We start from the raw sequence: 20,885 nt of genomic DNA, 5'->3' as shown, positions 1-20,885 counted from the left end.
AGTGCCGCTGCCGCTGGAAGGCATAGGTGGGCAGATCCACGTGCCGGCCGGTCAGCAGCGGATTCCAGTCCACCGACACGCCGGCCACGTGCAGCGCACCGGCCGAGAGCAGGAACCGGCGTAGGTCGCCGTCGTTGCGGCGCAAGGTCTCCACGACCGAACCGGCATCCGTTGCCGCGGCGAGCACTGGATGCGGGCTGACCTCGACAAAGGTGGAGATGCCGTCGCGGGCCAGTGCTTGCACGGCGTCATGGAAGCGGACCGTCTGACGGAGGTTGCGGTACCAGTAGTCGCCACCGAAGTCGGCGGTGTCGATCCGATCGCCGGACACCGTGGAGTAGAAGGGAATCGACGGCACGCCCGGCTGAAGTCCACTGAGCCGCCGGGACATCTCGTCGCGGACCGGCTCGACGAACGGGCTGTGCGAGGCGTACTGGATCGGCACGCGGCGGGCCCGGGGATGCTCGGCCAGCACCGCCGCCAACGCCGCCTCGTCGCCGGCGACCACGGTGACGGTCGCACTGTTGACAGCGGCGACGGTCAGTCCCGGGGTCTGAATCCGCTCCACGGGCGCCGGCACGAAAACCAGGCCACCGCAGTCGGTTCCGAGCAGGTCCATGAGGATCTTGCCGCGTTCGCACACCACCCGGGCACCGTCCTCAAGGGACAGTGCACCGGCGATCACGGCCGCGGCGATCTCGCCCTGCGAATGACCGACCACCGCGGCCGGCACGACGCCCACGCCGGCCCACAGGCGGGCCAGCGCGATCATCATCGCGAACAGCGCCGGCTGCACGACGTCATCGCGTTCCAGCGCCGCCGAATCGTCCAGGACCTCGCGCAGCTTCCAGTCCACGTACGGGGTGAACGCCGCTTCGCACTCGGCCATCGCGTCAGCGAAGACCGCCGACTGGTCCATCAGCTCCCGCCCCATGCCGGCCCACTGCGCGCCCTGGCCGGGAAAGATGAAAGCCACCCGCTCCGACGCGGACGCCGGGCCGCCGACCACGATGGCGTCATCAAGCTCGTCCGCGGCCAGCTTGTCGAGCAGTTCCACGCCCTGCGCCGAACTTCCCGTGACCAGGACCGCGCGGTGGTCGAAACGGGTGCGCGAGTTGTTCAGGGTAAAGGCGACATCTCCCGGGGCGATGTCCTGAACGGCGAGGTGTGCACGCAGGCGGGCCGCCTGGGCCCGCAGCGCCGCCGGCGTCCGACCGGACAGAACCCAAGGCACTGTGCCTTTGCCGCGCGTTCCGCGCGGGGCGAGGTCGCTCGGATCCGCCCTCTTCGCCTTGTCCGAAAAAATCGCTGGAAAGACGCGATTTTCCCGGCCCGCGGCTCCAGAGGACGGCGCGACCTCGCGGGAACTCGATGACTCCTCGACGATCACGTGCGCGTTGGTGCCGCTCATCCCGAACGCCGACACCCCAGCCCGCCGCGGCCGGCCCACCTCAGGCCACGACCGCCGTTCCGTCAACAACCGCACCGAACCCGCCGACCAGTCCACATGAGACGACGGCGCGTCGACGTGCAGAGTTGCCGCCAACTCCCTACGCCGCAACGACTCCACCATCTTGATCACACCAACCAGCCCCGCAGCCGACTGTGTGTGACCAAAATTGGACTTCGCCGACCCCAACCACAACGGCTCGACCCGATCCTGCCCATAGGCGGCCAGCAACGCCTCCGCCTCGATCGGATCACCCAACGCCGTCCCCGTGCCATGCGCCTCAACCACATCCACATCGGACGGACGCAAGCCGGCGTCGGCCAAAGCTTGCCGGATCACCCGCTCCTGGGCCGGACCACTGGGTGCCGTCAATCCGTTGGAGGCGCCATCCTGGTTGACGGCGGAACCGGCGACCACTGCCAACACGGGATGCCCCAACCGGCGAGCATCCGACAGCCGCTCCACCAACACCACCGCACAGCCCTCACCCCAGCCAGTGCCGTCAGCGGCCTCGGCAAACGCCTTGCACCGCCCATCCCGCGCCAGTCCCCGCTGACGGCTGAACTCCAGGAAGCCCACTGGCGTGGCCAAAGCGCTGACCCCGGCGACAACCGCGAGCGAGCAGTCCCCCTTGGCCAGCGACGCGATGGCCAAGTGCAGCGCCACCAGCGAGGACGAGCAAGCGGTGTCGACGGTGAGGGCGGGACCACGCAAGCCGAAGGTGTATGCCACTCGGCCAGAAACCACACTCGATGCCGTCGAGGTGATGAGGTAGCCCTCGGCCTCGTCCACGTTGTCGTCGAGCAGGCTGCCGTAGTCGGCCCCCGAGCATCCGACGAACACGCCCGTTTTGCTGTCCCGCAAGGAGGACGGGGTCAGGCTGGCCCGCTCGAACACCTCCCACGTGCCTTCCAACACCATCCGCTGTTGCGGGTCCATCGTCCGCGCCTCGCGCGGCGACACACCAAACAGGGCGGCGTCGAAGTCAGCCAGCCCGTCGACGAAGTACCCCTGGCGGGCATAGGTCTTGCCCTTGGCGTCCGGGTCGGGGTCGTACAGCGCGTCCACGTCCCAGCCGCGGTCGGCGGGGAACTCCGACACCAAGTCCCGCCCGGAGACGACCCGGTCCCACAGGTCCGCCGGCGACTCGACGCCGCCGGGCAGCCGGCAGCTCATCGCCACGATGGCGATGGGCTCCCGCGCCCCGCGCAGCTGGGTCAGCTCGCGGGACAGCCGCTCGTTGTCCTTGACGGCGGCCCGCAGCGCCTGCACCAGCCGCTGGTCAGCACCACTCACGACGGATCACACCTTCCGGGCCTCGGGGCCACGCAGCGCGCGGGCCACCAAGCTGTCCAGATCGAGGTCGTCGACGTCCAGATCGTCGTCGACCGGCGCGGGGAACAGGTCGTCCAGCAGCTTGGCCACCAGCGCCCGCGGTGTCGGATGGCTGAACACGGCGGTCGCCGACAGCCGCACGCCAGTGGTGGCGTTGATCCGGTTGCGCAGCTCGACCGCGCTCAGCGAGTCGAAGCCCAGGTCGCGGAACGGCCGGTCGAGCTCCACCTGGGCCGCCGAGCCGTGGCCGAGCACCGCGGCGACCTCGGTACGCACGAGGTCGGTCAGCATCGTTTCCCGTTCGGCCACCGGCACATCCGCCAGCGACAGCGTGATCGAGCGGGCGGCCCGACGCTGTGTCCGGGTGCCGACCAGGCCACGCCACAGGTGCGGCAGGTCGTCCATCGCCCGCAGCTCCTGCTCGTCCACGTCGATCGGCAGCAGCAGCGCCTCGTCCCGGCGAAGCGCGGCGTCCAGCATCGCCAGCGCCCGTCGGGTCGACAGCGGCCGCACACCCCGGCGGGACATGCGCTCCGCGTGCCCCTTGGTCATGGCGCTGAGCTCGGCCCACATGCCCCACGCCAGCGACACGGCGGGCAGCCCCTGGGCGTGACGCCAGGCGGCGAAGGCGTCGAGGTAGGCGTTCGCCGCGGCGTAGTTGGCCTGGCCGGCGCTGCCCACGACACCGGCGGCCGAGGAGAACAGCACGAACGCGGCGAGCTCGGCGTGCCCGGTCAGCTCGTGCAGGTTGCGGGCGCCGTCGGCCTTCGGCCGCCAGACCGTGCTCAGCCGGCTCGGGGTGAGCGCGTCCACCAGGCCGTCGTCCAGGACGCCGGCAGTGTGGAACACCGCGGTCAGCGGATGCTCGGCCGGCACGTCCGCCAGCACGCGGGCGAGCGCGTCCCGGTCGGCGACATCGCAGGCGGCAGTGGTGACATGCGCGCCCTGCGCGGCCAGCTCGGCTGCCAGCTCGGGGATTTCGCCCCGGCGGCTGAGCAGCAGGAGGTGTCGCACGCCGTGCTCGGCGACCAGGTGTCGCGCGACCAGGCCGGCGATGGTGCCGCTGGCCCCGGTGATCAACACTGTGCCGTCGGTGTCCAGCCGCCGGTCGGTCCGCGCCCCGCCGCGCCGCCCGATCCGGGGCACGAAGACCTCGCCGGCACGGATCGCGAACTGCGGCTCCCCGGTGCCCACCGCGGACGGCAGGACGGGAATCGCGTCGTCGGTGATGTCGGCCAGCACGAAGCGGCCCGGGTGCTCGGCCTGGGCCGACCGGACCAGGCCCCAGATCGCCGCCGCCTCCGGGTTGGGCGCGTGTGTCCCGTCCACCGAGACCGCGCCGGTCGTGAGAATGACGAGCGTCCGCTCCGGCTCGGCCAACTCCGCCTGCACCACGGCCAACGCCTCGGTCACGTCCGCCGGGCACGCCGTGCCGAACCCGGTGGCGACCTCGTCCAGCGTCGCGCTGATCCACTCCAGGTGCAGGAGTTTGGCGCCGTCCGCATCCAGCGCGCCGGCCGACACCGGCCGCGTCACGAGGCGGTCCACCGAGGCCACGGCCGCCCCGCTGTCGTCGGCCAGCAGCACCGAGAAGTCGCCCGACTCGTCCACGTCGACCCGGACCCGCAGTTTGCTGGCGCCCACTGCATGGATGGACACGCCTTCCCACGAGAACGGCAGGCGGCTCTCGCTCGCGCCGGCGAACGCGACCTGGATCGCCGAGTCGAACAGCGGCGGGTGCAGCAGGTACGGCCCGTCCGGCTCGGGCAGGCTGACCTCGGCCCACAGTGTGGAGCCGGCCCGCCAGGCGGACCGCAGGCCCTGGAAGTCGGCCCCGTAGTGGAAGCCGAGATCGGTCAGCCGCTCGTAGAAGCCAGTGAGGTCAAGGGGTTCCGCGTCGCGCGGCGGCCAGTCGGCCAGGCCCGTCTCGGCCGCGCGCTCGATCGTCACCGTGCCGCTGGCGTGTTGCAGCCACTCCCCGTCGGCTGTGCGGGCGTGGATGGTGACCGGCCGTCGGTCGCTCTCGACCGGACCGAGGAACAGCTGCACCTCGGCGGTGTCGTTCTCGTTCAGCACCAACGGGTTGTGCAGGGTCAATTCCTCGATGCGGGAGTAGCTGTCGCCGGCCCGCACGACCAGTTCGACAAGGACCACGCCCGGCACCAGGACCGCGCCCTGCACGACGTGCCCGGCCAGCCAGGGCTGCGCGGCCAGGGACAGCTTCGTGGTAACGAGTGTGCCGTTACCTCCGGCCAGCTCGGTGACCTCCAGCTTGCCGCCCTGCGGCCCCAGCCAGTGCCGCTCGCGCTGGAACGCGTAGGTGGGCAGCGAAACCCGCTGCCCACCGGGGAAAACCGGCGTCCAGTCGATGTCGAAGCCGGCGACGTGCAGGCGGCCGATCGCGGCCAGCAGCGTCTCCGCCTCCGGCCGGTCCCTGCGCAGCGCCGGCACGAACGTGCCCTCCGGCAGCGACCCATCGGCCAGCGCGGACAGCACCGCGTCGGGGCCCAGTTCGAGGAAGTGACGAACGCCGAGCTCGCCGAGCCGGCGGACGCCGTCGGCGTACCGCACCGGCCGGCGCACCTGGGTCACCCAGTACTCGGCCGTGGTGACGTCGCCGTCGGCGATGATCGGGACGGTCGGCGGGCGGAACGTGAGTCCGGCGATCTCGGCGCGGAACTCGTCGAGCATCGGGTCCATCAGCGGCGAGTGGAAGGCGTGGCTGACGGTGAGCCGCCCCGCCTTGCCCGGGAAGCGGTCGGCAACGGCCAGCACGGCGTCTTCCGTGCCGGCGATGACTACGGTGGACGGACCGTTCACGGCGGCGATCTCCACGCCCGGTGTCAGCAATGGCGTGACCTCGTCCTCGCCGCCCCGCAACGACACCATCGCGCCGCCGGCCGGCAGCGCCTGCATCAGCCGGGCCCGGGCCCGCACCAGACGGCACGCGTCGGGCAGGTCCAGCACGCCGGCGACGTGCGCGGCGGCGACCTCGCCGATGGAGTGGCCGATCAGGTGGGTCGGGCGGACGCCCCAGGACTCGATCAGTCGGTACAGCGCGACTTCCAGCGCGAACAAGGCCGGCTGAGCGTTGCCGGTCTGGTCGAGGTCCACGTCCGCATCGAGACCGCCCAACTTGGTGGCGACCTCGTCGTACGCGGCGGCGAAGACCGGGAACCGTTGATGCAGCTCACGTCCCATGCCGGCGCGTTGTGCGCCCTGACCAGTGAACTGCACGGCCAGCAGTGACGGCGACCCCGCCGGCTCGGTGCTGGCAACAGCGGCCAACCGGGCGCGGAAGTCGTCATGGTCCCGGCCGACGACCACGGCCCGGTATTCGAGGTGAGAACGGGTGGTCGCGAGCGAGAAGCCGACATCGACCGGGTTGTCCTTGACATCGGCCAGCTTCGCCGCCTGAGCCCGCAGCGCCTCCGGAGTGCGGGCCGACAGCACCCACGGCACCGCGCTTTCTCCGCCCGCGACGGGCGGGACGAGGTCGCTCGGATCCGGCGCGACCTCGCGGGAGCTCGGCACCTCCTCGATGATCACGTGCGCGTTCGTGCCGCTCATCCCGAACGCCGACACCCCAGCCCGCCGCGGCCGGTCCGCCTCAGGCCACGACCGTCCCTCCGTCAACAACCGGACCGCACCAGCCGACCAGTCCACATGAGACGAAGGCTCATTAACATGCAACGTCGCCGCCAACTCCCGGCGACGCAGCGACTCCACCATCTTGATCACACCAACCAGCCCCGCAGCCGACTGTGTGTGACCAAAATTGGACTTCGCCGACCCCAACCACAACGGCTCGACCCGATCCTGCCCATAGGCGGCCAGCAACGCCTCCGCCTCGATCGGATCGCCCAGTGCCGTCCCCGTGCCATGCGCCTCCACAACGTCCACATCAGACGGATGAAGCCCAGCATCGGCCAACGCCTGCCCGATCACCCGCTCCTGCGCCGGGCCGCTGGGCGCGGCCATGCCGTTGGAAGCGCCGTCCTGGTTCACCGCCGAACCGGCGACCACCGCCAACACCGGATGCCCCAGCCGTCGAGCATCCGACAGGCGCTCCACCAACACCACCGCACAGCCCTCACCCCAGCCGGTGCCGTCGGCGTCGTCGGAGAATGCCTTGCACCGGCCGTCGTGGGCCAACCCGCCGAGGTGGGCGAACTCGGTGATCACCCGGGGCGTCGCCAGCGCGCTCACCCCGCCCACCACCGCGAGCGAGCATTCCTTGCGCCGCAACGAAGCACACGCCAGGTGCAGCGCCACCAGCGAGGACGAGCACACCGTGTCCACGGTGACGGCCGGCCCGTGCAGACCGAAGGTGTACGCCACGCGCCCGGACACCACGCTGGAGGACGTGGAGGTGATCAGAAAGCCGGCGGAGTCGACCGGGTTGCCGTCGAGCAGGGCCGTGTAGTCCGCGGCCCCGGAGCCGATGAACACGCCGGTCTTGCTGCCACGCAACGAGAACGGGGCCAGCCCGGCGCGTTCGAACAGCTGCCAGGTGGTCTCCAGGACCAGCCGCTGCTGCGGGTCCATCGTGCGGGCTTCACGGGGTGAGATGCCGAACAGGGTCGCGTCGAAGCCGGCCAGGCCGTCAACGAAGTGCCCCTTGCCGGTGATGCTGCCCCAGCCCCGGTCGGCCGGGAAGTCGGACAGCACGTCCTGCCCGGCGGCGACCCGGTCCCACAGGTCCTCCGGCGACTCGACGCCGCCGGGCAGCCGGCAGCTCGCCGCCACGATGGCGATCGGCTCCCGCGCCCCGCCGGCCCGGGCCAGGTCGGCCTTCAGGCGCTCGTTCTCCTTGACGGACGCGCGCAGGGCCCGCACCAGCCGCTCGTCGGCATCGCTCACCACAACCACACCCTTCGGTTCTCAGCCCCACACGACCGGCAGCGACTCGACGCCGCGCACCAACTGGCCCTTGCGCCACGGCACTTCGTCGGCCGGCACGGCCAGCCGCAGATCGGGGAAACGGCGCGGCAGCACGGTCAGCACGGTGCGCAGCTCCAGCCGGGCCAGGTGGGCGCCGAGGCAGAAGTGCGTGCCGTGGCCGAAAGCGATGTGCGGATTGGGCATGCGGTCGAAGTCGACCTCGTCGGGCCGGTCGAACACCGACGCGTCCCGGTTGCCGGAGGTGGGCTGCAACACCACCGCGTCGCCCGCGCGGATGGTGACGTCGCCGAGCCGGAAATCCTCGGTGGCAATGCGGGTGAACAGCCCGGTGGCGGCGATGGGCAGCGTACGCAGCAGCTCTTCCACCGCCGACGGCAGGATGTCCGGCTCAGCCAGCAGCCGCTCCCACAGCTCCCGGTTGGCCAGCAGGTGGAACACGAAGTTGCCGATGGCGTTGGCGGTCGTCTCATAGCCGGCGATCAGCAGCGCGATGCCGAAGGAGATCAGCTCGACCTCGTCCAGCCGGCCTTCCTCGTCGCGGGCCTGGATCAGCCGGGTGATCAGGTCCTCCGCCGGCTCGGCCTCGCGCCGTGTGACCAGTTCCTTGAAGTAGCCCCACAATTCGGTGCGAGCCCGCTGGATGGCGGCGATCTCGCCGTTCATGCCGATGAGAGTGGTGACCCAGTGCCGGATGCGGTCGGAGTCCTTGTAGGGCACGCCCAGCATCTCGCAGATGACCTGGGTCGGCATCGGCCACGACAGCGCGGCGGCCAGGTCGCCGGGCGAGCCCTGGACTTCCATGTCGTCCAGCAGCCGTTCGACGACCTGCTCGACCTTGCCGGCCAGGCGGTCGATCTGGCGGGCGTTGAAGGCCTGGGTGGCCAGCCGGCGCAGCCGGGTGTGCTCCGGCGGGTCGGCGGTGAGCAGTGAGATCGGCGACTCCGGCTCGGGCCGGCTGCGCGGCACGTCCCGGCCGACCGCGGCGGTCCGGCTCAGCCGCTGGTCGACCAGCGCGGCCTTGATGTCGTCGTAGCGGGTGACCAGCCAGGCCGTGCCGCCGTAGGGCATGCGCACCCGGGTGATCGGCTCGTGCTCGCGCAGCACGGCGTAGGTCGGGTCCATGTCCAGCCGGCAGGCCGGGCTGAACGGGTAGTCGCGCACCTCGGTCACGAAAGCTCCTGGTGTGTAGGGGATCAGGCGTCGCGCAGGGCGTGCGCCACGAGGCTGTCGACGTCGAGCGCGTCGACGTCCAGCGGCCCGTCCTCGGCCTCCGGCGCGGCGTCCGCGGGGAACAGGTCGTCCATCAGCTTGGCCACCAACGCCCGCGGCGTCGGATGGCTGAACACCGCCGTCGCCGACAACCGCACGCCGGTCGCGGCGTTGACGCGGTTGCGCAGCTCCACCGCACTCAGCGAATCGAAGCCCAGGTCGCGGAACGGCCGGTCGATGTCGACCCGGTCATCGCGGCCGAGAACCTTCGCGGTGTGCCCGAGCACCAGATCAGTCAGCACAGCAACCCGTTCCCCAGCCGGCACATCGGCCAGCGACCGGGTCACGACCTGGGCCGTGGGCCGATAGGTCCGCATCGGCAGCAGGCCCCGCCACAGCCGCGGCAGATCGTCCATGTCCCGCAGCACGGCCAGGTCGACGTCCATCGGCAGCAGCAGCGGCTCGTCGGTCCGCAGCGCCGCGTCCAGCAGGGCGAGCGCGTCGGCGGCGGCCATCGGGCGCACCCCGCGTCGTACGGTGCGGTCGTACGCGTCCTCGGTCATGATCTCGCTGCGGTCGGCCCACAGGCCCCAGGCCAGGGACCGGGCCGGCAGGCCCTCGCTGCGGCGCACGGAGGCCAGGGCATCCAGGTAGGTGTTGGCGGCGGCGTAGTTTCCCTGTCCGGCGTTGCCCAGCACGCCGGCGGCCGAGGAGAACAGCACGAACTCGGCGAGCTCGGCGTCCCCGGTCAGCTCGTGCAGGTGGCGAGCGCCGTCGGCCTTGGCCCGCCACACCCGGTTCAGGCGCTCCGGGGTCAGGGAGTCGACCAGGCCGTCGTCCAGCACGCCGGCGGCGTGGAACACACCGGTGAGCGGATGCGCGGCCGGAATCGAGGCCAGCGCGGCGGAAAGCGCGTCGCGATCGCCCACATCGCAGGCCAGCGCCGTGACGTGTGCGCCCTGTGCGGCGAGATCGGCTGCCAGCTCGGGAACTTCGCCGCGGCGGCTGAGCAGCAACAAGTGCCGCACTCCATGCTCGGCGACCAGGTGCCGCGCGACCAGGCCACCGACGGTGCCGCTGGCCCCGGTGACCAGCACGGTTCCGTTGAGGGATCGGGCACTCCCGGTCGCCTCGGTGCGGGCCAGCCGAGGCGCGAAGGCCTGACCGCCGCGCACGGCCAACTGCGGCTCGCCTTCGGTCGTCAATGCCTCGCCGTCGGTGTCCACCAACAGGAACCGGCCGGGGTGCTCGGACTGGGCGGACCGGACCAGGCCCCAGATCGCAGCGGCGTCCGGATTCGGCGCGGTCCCGTCGACCGTGACCGCGTTCCGGGTGACGACCGCCAGCGGACCTTCCTTCGCCAGCCAGCGCTGGACGTCCGACAGCGCGTCGGCCACCGAGGTGGGCCGGCACACGGGAACCTCCGTCGCGGTCGCCTCCACCGGGATCCAGTCCAGCCGGAACAGCGTGCCCACGGCTCGGGTCAGGGCCGTGCCCACGGGCCGGGACGCGAGGCGGTCCACGGAGGCGACCGGCGCGCCGGACTCGTCGGCGAGCAGCAATGAGAGGTCGCCGTCGGCGGAGATCCGGATCCGCACCCGGAGCGCGCTCGCGCCGACGGCGTGGACCGCCACGCCTTCCCACACGAAGGGCAGGCGGTTCTCTTCACTGTCCATAATGGACGCGTGGATGGCGGCGTCGAACAGCGCCGGGTGCAGCAGGTACGGACCGTCCTGCTCGGGCAGCGACACCTCGGCCCACAAGGTGTCGCCGTCACGCCAAGCGGCGCGCAGGCCTTGGAAGTCGGGGCCGTACTCCAGCCCACGGGCGGCCAACTCGTCGTAGTAGCGCGAGAGGTCGAGCGGGGTACCAGCTGGTGGCCACGTGTCCAGGTGGTCGGCCGGCACCGACGCGGCGGTCAGCGTGCCGCTGGCGTGCAGGGACCACTCGTCCGCGCCCGACCGGGAGTGGATCGTCACCGAGCGGCGATCCCCGTCCGCAGCCCCGACGAGCACCTGCACCGGCACGGCGTGGTGGGCCGGAATCACCAACGGCTGGTGCAACGTCAGCTCTTCCACGCGGGGAGCGCCGACCTCGTCACCGGCCCGCACGGCCATCTCCACGAAGGCGACGCCCGGCAGCAGGACTGTGCCCGACACGGCATGGCCGGCCAGCCACGGCTGCGCGGCCAGCGAAACTTCGGCGGTGAACAGGGTGTCGCCGCCAGCGAGGTCGATGCTGGTCAGCGCGCCGCCGACGGGATCGAGCCAGTAGCGCTGTCGCTGGAAGGCGTAGGTCGGCAACTCGACGGCCGGCCCGCTGACCACGCCGAGCGCCGGCGTCCAGTCGACGGCCACGCCACGGACATGGGCCTCGCCGAGAGCGCGCAGCACCCGGCGCGGGCCGCCGTCGTCGCGGCGGAGCGTGGCCAGGACGATGCCGTTGTCCACCAGGTCCTGGAGGCTCGCCGACAGCACCGGGTGGCCGCTGACCTCGATGAACGTGCCGAAGCCCTGCTCGGCCAACGCCGTCACGGCGAGGTCGAGCCGGACCGTCTCGCGCACGTTCCGATACCAGTACTCGGCATCCAGCTCCGTGCCGGGCATGATCCGCCCGGTCACCGTGGACATGAACGACACCGTGCCGCCTTGCGGGCGCAGCGGCTCGAACGCCGCCAGCAGTTCGTCCCGGATGGCTTCCATGTGCGGGGAGTGCGAGGCGAAGGCGGCGGCCACCCGGCGGGTGTTGTCCGGGAACTCCGCCACCAGCGCGTCCAGCTCCTCGTCCCGGCCGGAGACCACGCACGAGGACGGGCCGTTGACGGCGGCGATGTGCCAGCGGTCCCGCACCCGCTCGGCCGGCAGCGTGACCGCGACCATGCCGCCCTGCCTCGGCAACGACCGCGCGGCGATGCGGCTGCGCAGGCAGATCACGCGTGCACCGTCCTCAAGGGACAGTGCACCGGCGACCACGGCCGCCGCGATCTCCCCCTGGGAGTGGCCCACCACGGCCGCCGGCTGCACGCCGTACGCCCGCCACACCTCGGCCAGCGACACCATGACCGCCCACAGGACCGGTTGCAGCACCTCGACGTCGGCCAGTGCATCCTGATCGCCAAGCACGTCGGTGACCGACCAGTCCACAAAGGACTTCAGGGCCTGCTCGCACTCGGCCAGCCGCGCCGCGAACACCGGTGACGATGCCAGCAGCTCCCGCCCCATGCCCACCCACTGGGTGCCCTGGCCCGGGAAGACGAACGCGACCTGGCCGGGCTGCCCGACCACGCCGGTCACCACCTGGGGCAGCGGCTCCCCGTCAGCCAGCGACGCCAGCCCCTCGGTCAGCTCGTCACGGTCGGCGCCAAGCACCACCGCCCGGTGCGTGATGGCTGAACGAGTCATGGCCAGCGCATGCCCGATCGCGGCCGGCGCCCCGGGAACGTCCAGCAGTACACGCGCTTGAGCCCGCAGGCCCTGCTCCCCCTTGCCCGACACCAGCCACGGCAAGACCTCCGGCGCGTCTGCGACGGTGGTCTCGGCGGCGGCCGGCGGTTCCTCCAGGATCACGTGGGCGTTGGTGCCGGACACGCCGAACGAGGACACCGCCGCGCGGCGCGGACGATCGGGCGAGACCGGCCAGTCGGCGGCGTCAGTGAGCAGGTCCACCGCACCGGCCGACCAGTTCACGTGCGGGGTCGGCTCGTCCACGTGCAGGGTGCGGGGCATCCGGCCGTGCCGCAGGGCCTGCACGAGCTTGATCACGCCGCCGACACCGGCGGCGGCCTGGGTGTGGCCGATGTTGGACTTCAGGGAGCCCAGCCGCACCGGAGTCTCCCGGTCCTGGCCGTACGTGGCGATGATCGCCTGCGCCTCGATCGGGTCGCCCAGCGTGGTGCCGGTGCCATGCGCCTCGACCAGATCGACGTCCGAAGTGGACAGACGGGCGGCCGCGAGGGCCTGCCGGATCACGCGCTGCTGGGACAGGCCGTTCGGGGCGGTCAGGCCGTTGGACGCGCCGTCCGAGTTGACCGCCGTCCCGCGCACGACCGCGAGCACCCGACGGCCGGCGGCCTGGGCCTCGCTCAGCCGCTGGAGCACGAGTAGTGCAACGCCCTCGGCGAAGCCGGTCCCGTCGGCCGCAGCGGCGAACGCCTTGCACCGCCCGTCGGCGGCCAGGCCCTGCTGCCGGGCGATCTCCACGAACACTGACGGCGAGGCCATCACCGACACACCGCCGGCCAGCGCCAACGTGCATTCGCCGCGGTGCAGGGCGGTCACCGCCGAGTGCAGGGCCACCAGCGAGGACGAACAGGCCGTGTCCACGGTCAGCGACGGCCCCTCCAGGCCGAGGGCGTAGGACACCCGACCCGAGATAACGCTTGAAGCGTTACCGATGATGAGTTCCTCGGCGTGGTCGGCGAGCCCGTCGTAGCCCTGGTAGTAGGCGCCGACGTACACGCCGGTGCGGCTGCCCCGCAGCGAGGACGGGCCGATGCCGGCGTGCTCCAGCGCCTCCCACGCGCTCTCCAGCACCAGGCGCTGCTGCGGGTCCATGGTGCGGGCCTCGCGCGGCGAGATGCCGAAGAAGTCGGCGTCGAACTCGGCCACGCCGTCCAGGAAGCCGCCATGCCCGTCCTCGGGCCAGCCGCGCTCGACCGGGAACGGCCCGATGGCGTCACGGCCCTCGTCGACCAGGTCCCACAGCTGGTCAGGGCCATGCACGCCGCCGGGAAACCGGCAGGCCATGCCGACGATAGCGACCGGCTCGCCCTCCAGCTCCCGCACGCGGGCCCGGGCCCGGGACAGGTCGGCGGTCACCAGCTTCAGGTACTCGCGGAGCTTGTTCTCGTCAGCCATCTGGCGCTACCTGCCCATTTCCTGGTGGATGAAGTCGAACAGTTCCTCGTCGGTCGCCTCGTCCAGCCCGGCCAGCACCGCCGCGCCACCACCGCCGCCGACCCGGCCCAGGACGGCCTGCACGCGGTCGAGGACCCGGGCCCGGGCCGACTCGTCGACCTCACCCAGCCCGGCCTCGATCTCGTCCAACTGGCGGAGCAGGTCCTCCGGCGTCACGCCGCCGCCCAGCGTCGACAGCAGGTGCTCGGCGAGCGCCACCGGGGTCGGGTGCTCGAACACGAGCGTCACCGGCAGCGTCAGCCCGGTGGCCGCGCCCAGCCGGTTGCGCAGCTCCACCGACAGCAGCGAGTCGAAGCCCAGCGAGGCGAACGCCAGGTCGGGCTCGATCTCCTCGGCCGAGCCGTGCTTGAGCACGGCCGCCACGTCCGAGCGGACCTGGGCCAGCAGCAGCGCCCGCCGCTCGGCGGCGCCGGCCCGGGCCAGCCGCCCGGGCAGCCCGCCGTCTCCGGCCGTGGCGACCGGCTGCGCGATGTTCGCCGCCGGTAGGTCGGACAGCAGGGCGCTGGTGCCGACCGCGCCGGGCCCGGCCAGGAACCGGTCCCAGTGGATGTCGAACACCGCGACGGTGGTGTCGTCCCGGTTGAGCGCGGTCTCCAGGGCCCGCAGCGCGGGGGCCGGGCTCAGCGGCACCAATCCCAGGCGGGACAACCGTTCCTCACCGACGACGTGCGTGGCCATGCCCTCGCCGGCCCACGGTCCCCACGCCACCGACAGGGCGTGCTCGCCGGCCGCCCGGCGCTCGGTCGCAACCGCGTCCAACATGGCGTTGGCCGCCGCGTAGTTGCCGAGGCCGACGCCGCCGACCGTGCCCGACACCGAGGAGAACAGCACGAACGCGTCCAGTCCCAGGTCACGGGTGAGCCGGTCCAGCACCTGCGCGCCGCGGACCTTGGCGTGAAAGGCGGTCTGGAACCGTTGCGGCGTCAAAGAATCCAGCACGCCGTCGTCGAGAGCCGCGGCAAGATGGAACACCGAGGTCGGCGGGTACTGGGCGAGCAGGTCGGCCACGGCCGCCTCGTCACCGATGTCGCAGGCGCGCACCACGATCTTGTCGCTCGCCGCGCACAGTTCACGGTCCAGTCCGCTGCGGTTGACCACGACGACCCGTTCCGCGCCGTTGTTGGCGGCCCAGCGGGCCACGTGCTGGCCGAGGCCGCCGGTGCCGCCGGTGACCAGCACGGTGCCGCTCGGCCGCCAGGACCGGACCGGCGCGGTCGGCTCGGCCGGCACGAGCCGGCGGCCGAACGCCCCATCGGCCCGCACCGCGACCTGGTTCTCCGTCCGGTCGGCGAGCAGGCCACGCAGGGCCGCCGCCGCCCGTTCGTCGAGCTTGTCGGGCAGTTCGACCAAGCCGCCCCAGCGCTGCGGCGACTCCATGGCCACCACGCGCCCGAGGCCCCACACGCCGGCCTGGTCGACGCTCGGGGCGTCGCCCCGCGTGCCGCACCACAACGGCGCGGTCAGACCGGCGTCGCCAAGAGCTTGGGCCAGCATCGCCACCCGCTCCGGACTGTCCAAAAGGGACAACACGCCGTCGAGAGGACGCAATCCAGCGACCAGGGCAGCGAATTCGTGCCGATCGGCCGGTCCAGGCACGGCGGTCGTGTGCTCACCCAGCGCCTCGGCCACCGCCTCCGCCCAGTCGTCCTCGTCACCGACGACCAGCCACGATCCCCCAACGGCCGGCGCCGGCTCGGGCAGCCGCGCCCAGGACACCCGGTAGCGCCAGGACTCCTGGCTCGGCTGCTCGCCCTCGACCCAGAACCGCTTGCGCTGGAACGGATACGTGGGCAAGTCGACCGGCTCGGCGTCCGGGTACAACGGTGTCCAGTCCACGGGAACGCCGTGCACGTGCGCGGCGGCGAGCGCGCGGTGGAAGCCGGCTGGGCCACCGTCGTCGCGGCGCAGCGACCCGAGCGCCGCAACCGGTACAGAGCCGGCGGTCTCCGTCACGCCGACGGTCAGCACCGGGTGGGGGCTGATCTCCACGAAGACCCGGTGCCCGGCCTCGATCAGCACCTCCGTGGCGGCGGCGAACCGCACGGTCTCGCGCAGATTGGTGTACCAGTACGCGGCGTCCATCCCGGCGGTGTCGATCCAGTCGCCGGTCACCGTGGACACGAAGGGCACCGCCGAGGCTCGGGGCCGGACCGGGGCGAGGTCGGCGAGCAACCGCTCCCGCAGCCGCTCCACGTGAGCGGAATGCGAGGCGTAGTCCACGTCGACGCGCCGGCCCCGCACGCCGGTGGCCAGCAAGGCGTCCAGCGCTTCGACATCACCGGAGACGACCAGTGTGCGCGGGCCGTTCACCGCGGCGAGGTGCACCCGGTCCAGCGGTACGTCCTCGACGGGCATGGTCACCGCCGCCATGCCGCCCGTGCCGGCAAGGCCGTCGGCAATGGCCTTGCTGCGCAAGCAAACCACACGGGCCGCGTCCTCCAGCGACAGCGCCCCGGCCACGCACGCGGCGGCGATCTCCCCCTGCGAGTGCCCCACCACCGCCGCCGGCACGACGCCGTGCGAGGCCCACACCGCCGCCAGCGACACCATGACCGCGAACAGCACCGGCTGCACGACGTCGACCCGGGCATAGTCGCCGGCTTCCACGACGTCCCACAGGGACCAGTCCACGAACGGCGCGAAAGCCTTGGCACAGTCCCGCATCCGGTCAGCGAACACCGGCGACGAAGCCAGCAGCTCCTGGGCCATGCCGCCCCATTGCGCACCCTGGCCCGGGAAGACGAACACCGCCTCACGTCGTTCGGTCGCGACACCGGTGACCAGCTCCTGGGACTCCTCACCTCGCGCCAGGGCCGCGAGCGCATCCGGCCCGAGGCACACCGCCTGGTGCTCGAACGCGGAACGCGTTGTGACAAGCGAGAAAGCCACGTCCCGAGAGTCGGCGGTCACTGTCCCGAGCTGCCGCGCCTGCGCCCGCAGCGCGTCGGCTGACCGTGCGGACAACACCCACGGCGGCGAGTCATCAGACGGCTCTCGGGACGACGCTGCCTCCGCGACCTCCTCCAGGATCAGGTGCACGTTGGTGCCGGAGACGCCGAACGACGACACACCGGCCCGCCGGGGCCGCCCGGTCTCCGGCCAGGGCTCCGACTCGGTCAGCACCGACACCGCACCGGATTCCCAGTCCACCAACGAAGAAGGCTGGTCGACGTGCAGGGTTCGGGGCAGCACCCCGTGCCGCATCGCCTGCACCATCTTGATCACACCGCCGACGCCGGCCGCCGCTGCCGTGTGCCCGATGTTGGACTTCAGCGAGCCCAGCCGGAGCGGGGTCTCCCGGTCCTGGCCGTAGGTGGCGATGATTCCCTGTGCCTCGATCGGGTCGCCCAGGGTGGTGCCGGTCCCATGCGCCTCGACAACGTCCACATCGGATGGTCGCAGGCCGGCGTTGGCCAGCGCCTGGCGGATCACCCGCTGCTGGGACGGCCCGTTCGGCGCGGCCAGGCCGTTGGACGCGCCGTCCTGGTTGATCGCGGAGCCGCGGATCACGGCCAGCACCCGGTGCCGGTTGCGCCGCGCGGCCGACAGCCGCTCCAGCACCACCACGCCGACGCCCTCGGCCCAGCCGGTGCCGTCGGCGTCGTCGGAGAACGCCTTGCACCGCCCGTCGGCGGCCAACCCGTTCTGCTTGGAGAACTCCTCGTAGGCAAAGGGAGTGGCCATCACCGCGACACCACCGGCCAGCGCCAGCGTGGACTCCCCCGACCGCACGGACGCGGCGGCCATGTGCAGCGCCACCAGCGAGGACGAGCAGGCGGTGTCGACGGTGAGTGCCGGGCCCTCCAGGCCGAGGGTGTAGGCCACTCGTCCGGAGATCACGCTGGCCGCCCGGCCGGTGAGCACGAACCCGCCGAGGTCGGCGTTCTTGCCGGTCGCGGCGAGCAGGTAGTCCTGCTGCGAGGCGCCGATGAACACGCCGGTCGCGGTGCGCTTCAGCGATGCCGGGTCGATCCGGGCGTCCTCCAGCGACTGCCATGCCGTCTCCAGCACCAGCCGCTGCTGGGGATCCATGGCCAGCGCCTCGCGTGGCGAGATGCCGAAGAAGCCGGCGTCGAAATCGCCGGCGTCGTAGAGGAATCCGCCCTTGGTGCTGCTGCTGGCGGCCCGCAGCCCGGCGAGGTCCCAGTTGCGGTCGTCGGGCAACTCGGAGATGGCGTCGACCTCGTCCCGCACCAGTTCCCACAGCTGCTCGGGCGACGCCACCCCGCCGGGGTAGCGGCAGGCCATGCCGATGATGACCACCGGGTCGTCGTCGGCGGCCACGGTGCGGCGGACCACGTCGCCGCTCGACGCGGCAGCCAGGTGATCGGCCAGTTCGTCCGGGGTCGGGTAGTCGAACGCCAGTGTGGCCGGGAGGTTCTGCCCGGTGGCGGTGCTGAGGGCCTTGCGCAGCTGCACGGCCGTGACGGAGTCCAGGCCGAGGTCGGCGAACGCTTTGTCCGGCGTGATGGCCGCGGCCGAGGAGTAGCCGAGCACGGCGGCGACATGGCTGCGCACCAACTCCCGCATGGAGCGGTCCGACGAGACGGCGACCGGCTCGCTGACAGCCTGCCGGGCCCAGAACCGTTGACGCTGGAAGGCATAGGTCGGCAGCGCAACCGCGTGCGCGTCAGGGAAACACGGCGTCCAGTCCACGGCGATGCCGCTGGTGTGGGCGACGGCCAGCGATCGCAGGAACCGGTCCAGGCCGCCGTCGTCGCGGCGCAGCGACCCGGTGGTGGTTGCCTCGCCGCCGAGGGCGTCGACGGTCTGCTCCACCCCGAACAGCAGCACCGGGTGCGGGCTGATCTCGACGAAAACGGTGTGACCGTCGGCGTGCAGGGCGCGGATGGCGTCTTCGAACCGCACCGGCCGGCGCAGGTTCGTGTACCAGTACGCGGCGTCCAAGTCGCCGGCACCGATCCACTCGCCGGTGACCGTGGACAGCATCGGCACGCCGGCCGCCTCGGGTGTCACACCGTCAAGCACGTCGAGCAGCCGCTCGCGCATGACCTCCACGTGCACGGAGTGCGAGGCGTAGTCCACGCCGATGGCCCGCGCCAGTTCAGTGCTGGCAACGAATTCCGCGACGGCGTCGGCGTCACCTGAGACCACAGTGGACTGTGGACCGTTGTAGGCCGCGATGTCGAGCCGCTCGCCGTGCACCTGGTCTGCCGGCAACGCCACGGACGCCATGCCGCCCTTGCCGGCCAGCGTCTCGGCGATCGCCTTGCTCCGCAGGCACACCACCCGTGCACCGTCGGCCAGCGACAGCGCACCGGCGACGACCGCGGCAGCGATCTCCCCCTGCGAATGCCCGACCACGGCTGCGGGCTCGACCCCGTGCGAGCGCCAGAGTTCCGCCAGCGACACCATCACCGCGAACAGCACCGGCTGCACGACGTCGACCTGGTCCAGGTCACCGGACGCCACGACCTCCGGCAGCGACCAGTCCACGTACGGGGCGAAAGCCTCGGCGCAGTCGCGCATCCGCGCCGCGAACACAGGAGACGTCGCCGACAGCTCCCGCCCCATGCCGACCCACTGCGCGCCCTGCCCGGGAAACACGAACACCGGCCGCGACTGCCGGGGCGCGGTTCCCGTGACGACGTCGGGCGACGGCTCGCCGGCGGCCAACGCCCGCAGGCCGTCCTCGCCGAACGCCACGGCCCGGTGCGTCAACGCGGCGCGGGTGGTGGCCAGCGAGAGGCCGATGTCCAACGGAGACTGATCGTCCAGATGGGCTGTCAGGCATGCGGCTTGTGCTGCCAACGCTTCCGCCGACTGCGCGGACAACACCCACGGAACGGTGCCGCCGCCAGGAGTGGGCTCCAACGTCTCCTCGGGCACGGATTCCAGCACCACGTGGGCGTTGGTGCCGGAGATGCCGAACGACGAGACGCCGGCCCGGCGCGGCTGGTCGGTGGCCGGCCAGCCCACCGGGTCGGTGAGCAACCGAACCGCGCCGGCCTCCCAGTCCACATGGGACGATGGCGCACCGACGTGTAGCGTCGGCGGCAACGTTCCGTGCCGCATGGCCATGATCATCTTGAGCACGCCGCCGACGCCGGCCGCCGCCTGGGTGTGGCCGACGTTGGACTTCAACGACCCCAACCACAACGGCCGTTCCCGGTCCTGGCCGTACGCGGCCAGCAGCGCCTGCGCCTCGATCGGGTCACCCAGCACCGTACCCGTGCCATGCGCCTCGACAACGTCCACGTCGGACGGTTGCAGCCCGGCGGCGGCCAGCGCGGCGGCGATGACCTTGCGCTGGGCGGCGCCGTTGGGCGCGGTCAGGCCGTTGGACTCGCCGTCGGAGTTGATCGCCGACCCCCGGACCACGGCATACACGCGGTGGCCGTTGCGGCGCGCGTCGGACAGCCGCTCCAGCACCAACAGCCCGACGCCCTCGGCGAAGCCGGTGCCGTCGGCCTCATCGGCGAACGCCTTGCACCGGCCGTCCGGCGCGAGACCGCCCATCCGGGACATCTCCACGAATGTGGCCGGCGTCGGCATCACAGTGACGCCACCGGCCAGGGCCAGCGCACACTCCCGGGATCGCAGCGCCTGCCCGGCCAGATGCATCGCCACCAACGAGGACGAGCACGCGGTGTCCACGGTCAGCGTCGGCCCCTGCAAGCCCAGCACGTACGCGATGCGGCCAGACATAACGCTTGAGGAGTTACCTGGGCCGGACAGCGCGGCCGGGTCCTCCTCCAGCACCGACAGGTAGTCGGTGTGCATGCCGCCGACGAACACGCCGGTGTCGCTGCCGCGCAGCGCCGTCGGATCCAGCCCGGCCTGCTCCAGCGCCTCCCACGAGGTCTCCAGGCCGATGCGCTGCTGCGGGTCCATGGCCAGCGCCTCGCTGGGCGAGATGCCGAAGAAGCCGGCGTCGAACTCGGCCGCGTCCAGCAGGAATCCGCCCCGGTCGGTGGCCGAGTCGACGACGCCCCAGCCCCGGTCGGCCGGGAACGAGGTGATGGCGTCGCCGCCGCTGGACACCAGGTCCCACAGCTGGTCCGGGCCGGTCACGCCGCCCGGGTAGCGGCAGGCCATGCCGACCACGG

At 72.1% G+C, this 20,885-nt stretch carries 2 protein-coding genes and 2 pseudogenes; all 4 read right to left on the bottom strand.

Features of this window, described 5'->3' with window-relative positions:
• Positions 1-85: 85 nt before the first annotated feature.
• Positions 86-7,549 (bottom strand): annotated as a pseudogene (locus JJ691_RS53285) (SDR family NAD(P)-dependent oxidoreductase); the annotation flags it as partial.
• Positions 7,550-7,669: 120 nt separating this feature from the next.
• Positions 7,670-8,860, bottom strand: coding sequence for a cytochrome P450 (locus tag JJ691_RS09925; protein ID WP_249227802.1), 1,191 nt, complete (start codon positions 8,858-8,860; stop codon positions 7,670-7,672).
• 23 nt (positions 8,861-8,883) lie between these two features.
• Positions 8,884-13,746: pseudogene (locus tag JJ691_RS09920) on the bottom strand (type I polyketide synthase); the annotation flags it as partial.
• Between the two features lie 15 nt (positions 13,747-13,761).
• Positions 13,762-20,850: an SDR family NAD(P)-dependent oxidoreductase gene (locus JJ691_RS09915; RefSeq protein ID WP_442912769.1), complete on the bottom strand. Its 7,089-nt coding sequence runs from the start codon at positions 20,848-20,850 to the stop codon at positions 13,762-13,764.
• Positions 20,851-20,885: the final 35 nt, after the last annotated feature.

The organism is Kutzneria sp. CA-103260 (assembly GCF_018263855.1).
Taxonomy (GTDB): Bacteria; Actinomycetota; Actinomycetes; order Mycobacteriales; family Pseudonocardiaceae; genus Kutzneria.
Note: the sequence above shows the minus strand (reverse complement) of the source record. Positions and strands in the feature narration are given on the sequence as shown.